Annotated in this window: 5 protein-coding genes; 2 read left to right on the top strand and 3 right to left on the bottom strand. The window is 63.9% G+C overall.

What is annotated here, in order from left to right; translation table 11 throughout:
• A partial coding sequence (locus tag EN984_RS27040) for a 6-phosphofructokinase (protein ID WP_206517484.1) occupies window positions 1-410 on the bottom strand: 410 nt, incomplete at its 3' end.
• A 100-nt stretch (window positions 411-510) separates the two neighbouring features.
• Window positions 511-1278 carry a L,D-transpeptidase gene (locus EN984_RS27035; RefSeq protein WP_127270201.1) on the bottom strand — a complete coding sequence of 256 codons (768 nt, stop codon included), beginning with the start codon at window positions 1276-1278 and terminating at the stop codon, window positions 511-513.
• A 224-nt stretch (window positions 1279-1502) separates the two neighbouring features.
• Between EN984_RS27035 and EN984_RS39395 the strand changes: the two genes are divergently transcribed.
• Together EN984_RS39395 and EN984_RS27025 are read left to right on the top strand one after the other, a co-directional pair.
• Window positions 1503-1625 carry a hypothetical protein gene (locus EN984_RS39395; RefSeq protein ID WP_127270199.1) on the top strand — a complete coding sequence of 41 codons (123 nt, stop codon included), beginning with the start codon at window positions 1503-1505 and terminating at the stop codon, window positions 1623-1625.
• A gap of 96 nt (window positions 1626-1721) precedes the next feature.
• Window positions 1722-2345, top strand: coding sequence for a LysE family translocator (locus EN984_RS27025; RefSeq protein ID WP_127270197.1), 624 nt, complete (start codon window positions 1722-1724; stop codon window positions 2343-2345).
• 52 nt (window positions 2346-2397) lie between these two features.
• Here EN984_RS27025 and EN984_RS27020 read toward each other — a convergent pair.
• A partial coding sequence (locus tag EN984_RS27020; RefSeq protein WP_127384082.1) for an autotransporter outer membrane beta-barrel domain-containing protein occupies window positions 2398-3508 on the bottom strand: 1111 nt, incomplete at its 5' end.

Raw genomic sequence — 3508 nt, 5'->3', positions numbered from 1 at the left:
AGATCATTGTCGATGGTTTTTGGCGCATGGACGAAGGCAATTGAGCCGCCGGCGGCATCGGTCAGGATCTGCTGGGTACCCGACGTGTCGTTGCCGCCGATATAGATGAAGGCGTCGGCGCCGGCCTTCTTCAGGCCGTTGAGGATGACATCGCAATAGGCGGCGTCGGGCTTGTCGCGGGTCGAGCCGAGGGCGGCGCTCGGCGTGCCGGCAATCAGCCGCAGCCGGTCCTCGGGGATGGCGGAAAGGTCGACATAATTGCCGTCACGGATGCCGCGCACGCCATGGATTGAGCCCAGCACCTTGGCACCTGGATGCCGCTTGCGGATCTCCAGTGTCGCCCCGACAACCGTCTGGTTGATGACGGCGGTTGGGCCGCCGCCCTGCGCGATGACAAACGTTCCAGCCATGCTTGATTTCTCCCGGCGCGATGGTTTTCAAGGCACCTTGGCCTGTCTTGCCGCATCGCGCAACGGGAGTTTCGAGCGGCGCCAACACGCCGCATAAGCGTCAGACGACGACGACCGGATTTTTCTTGGAGACGCGGCTGTAGAGGTCGATGATGTCCTGGTTGATCAGGCGCACGCAGCCCGACGACATCGCCTGGCCGATGCTCCACCATTCGGGCGAGCCGTGGATGCGATAGCCGGTGTCCTTGCCGTCCTGGTAGATGTAGAGGGCACGCGCGCCGAGCGGATTGGTGAGGCCGCCGGGCTGTCCGGCTTGCCATTTCACCAGTTCAGGCTTGCGGGCAATCATCTCTGGCGGCGGCGTCCAGGTCGGCCATTCCCTGCCGTACTGGATGTTGGCGCGACCCGACCAGCGGAAGCCATCCTTGCCGATGCCGACGCCGTAGCGAATGGCGTCGCCACCCGGCTGGACGAGATAGAGCATGCGCTCCTTGAGATGGACGACGATGGTGCCGGGCGCCTCGCCTGTCGTGTCGACGACGATCTGGCGGCGGAATTCCGGCTTGACCTTCAGATATGGCACTTCCGGCACGTTGAAGCCGCCGTCGGTCAGCCCGGCATACATGACGCCGGGGCTGGTGATGTTCTTGTCGACGCTGATGCTTGGCCGGATCGGCCGCACGGAACCCGTGGTGACGTCGTCGAGCTCGAGCTCCGGCAGACCCAAGCCCGAGGTCGAGCAACCGGCGGCGCTCAGCAGCGCGAGCGCCCCTGCCCCGGACAGGATGGCGCGGCGGGAAAGATGATGATCGGTTTCGATTGCGTCGCCATTTCGCGGCGGCGTCAGACCTTGCGGCAACTCACGCATATACCCAGACCCTACGCTGTCGGCGGGAAGCACGGTCCGGCCGGATAGCGGGCATTTTCATCATTCATGGTTGATAAAGCGTGAAGACATTGCACAGCCTGCATTTGCGCATGGCCTTGACGATGTCCGACCTTCTTGCCTGGGCTTGAACGAAGGCTGCTGCACAAAGAGACCTCGGTCGGGCCGGCGTTTCCTACTCCTCAAACCATCAGCGAGGGGCCTCCATGTGCAAGATCTTAAAAACCGACATCAAGCTTTTTGCCGCTGCCATTGTCGCGGCGGCAACCGTTCTCGGTGCCAATGTCAGCCTGGCCGATATCGTGAGCACGCTGAGCGGCGCGAACTGACACCGATCTGCCGCTGGCGCAGTCAGGGAAATCGCCTCTTTACATTCTCCTGGGCCTAAGGATTTATCCTCTTCTTTAAGCTCAAGGGAGACGAGCATGTCCTTCGAAAACTGGGCCGCCTTCGCCGCCGCGTCGACGATCCTCCTCATCATTCCGGGTCCGACCATCCTTCTCGTCGTGTCCTACGCGCTGGGCCAGGGCTGGCGTACCGCTCTGCCGATGGCAATCGGCGTGGCGCTGGGCGACTTCACCGCGATGACCTTGTCGATGCTGGGTATCGGCGCGCTGCTGGCAGCTTCGGCTGGTGTCTTCACCATCCTGAAGCTGATCGGCGCCGGCTATCTGATCTATCTCGGCGTGAAACTGTTTCGCGCCGGCGGCGCGCTGAAAGCCGAACCGCGCACCGACGCGGTCTCCTCGGCCAAGATGATGGCGCACGCCTGGCTGGTCACCGCGCTCAACCCGAAAAGCATCACCTTCTTCGTCGCCTTTCTGCCGCAGTTCCTCGACCGGCACGCCGATTTCTGGACGCAGATGCTGATCTTCGAGACGACCTTCCTGGCGCTCGCCTTCGCCAATGCCTTTGGCTATGCGCTGATCGCCTCACGCGCACGCAACGTGGTGCGCAATCCCAAGGCGATCCGCATCTTCAACCGCACCGGCGGCACGCTGCTGGTCGGCGCCGGCATCGCCACGGTGGCGATGCGCTCCAGCAATTAGGCTCTCTGTCTGACCATGACCCCGAAACTGTTTTTCGGGATCATGGCCAGCCTTACCATTTGACGCTGAACCCCAGATTGCCTTCGAGGATCCGACGCTCGTCGCCGCCGAGATTGGTGGTGTAGTCGCCGGTGGCGAAGATGCTGACCTTGTCCGTCACCTTGGCGATCACACCGCCGCCGAACTCGAACGAGGTCGATCTGCCCTCGGTGGAGATATCGGTGGTGTCGAAATTGACATGGCTCGTGCCGCCGAAATCGTGCCAGATGTTGGCCTTGAGGTACGGCTGCAGCGCCATGCCATTGATCGTTGTTTCGCCTTGCAGCCGTGCGCCGAGCCGGCCGGTCACGTTGCCGTCGGTATCAAAGGAAACCGAAGCAAAGCGGTCCGATGCATCGTCGAGCGACAGTTGCTGCCAGACCAGTTGCGCCTGCGGTTCAAGCGTCCAGCCTTGCCCCAGCGCGATGGGATAGCCGCCTTCCAGCGAAGCGGTGACACCGGTCCCGCCGACGTCGATGCCGATGCCGCGCGACGATGTTGCGTCTCCGCCGAAGAAGGTGGCCATGAGGACGCCGTCCAGGTACCAGCCACCCTGACCGATCCGGGTCCAGTAGCCGCCGACGCTGGTGCCGTTGATATCCATGCTGCCGACGGACAGATTGTCCCAGCCCAGCGCCTGGCCGCGCACGTCGCCATTCATGCTGGCATAGGCGACGAACAGGCCGGCGCGATCGGTCTGGCCCGACGCGGTTTCGCGGCCGAACAGATCGAAGCCCGCCTGGAGGCCGAACAGGGTGCCGTCGAAGGACGGCGATACCGTTCCTGAATACGCCATCTTGCTGTCCTGACCGAAGATGCGGCCCCAGACCGGCGACAGCTCGGTGTTCGACAACAGGCTCTGCTCGCCGCGCCGTTCGTGGAAGGTGCCGAGCGTCGTCATCGCCAGATGTTCGGCGACCGGGGGCAAGGCGGAATAGACCGGAACCTCGATGCGATAGAGCAGGATCTCCTCGCCCGCCGCCGGTGTCGGCAGGTCAGGCACATCCGTTGGCACCACCGGTGGCGGCGGGGGCGGATCCGCAACTGGTGCCGGCGGTGGTGCCGGCGGCGGCTCGGGCTCCGGATCGGCGGCCTGCACCGGCGGTGTCGGATCGACCGGCGGG

Source organism: Mesorhizobium sp. M7A.F.Ca.CA.004.12.1.1, from assembly GCF_003997835.1.
Classification (GTDB): domain Bacteria; phylum Pseudomonadota; class Alphaproteobacteria; order Rhizobiales; family Rhizobiaceae; genus Mesorhizobium.
Note: the sequence above shows the minus strand (reverse complement) of the source record. Positions and strands in the feature narration are given on the sequence as shown.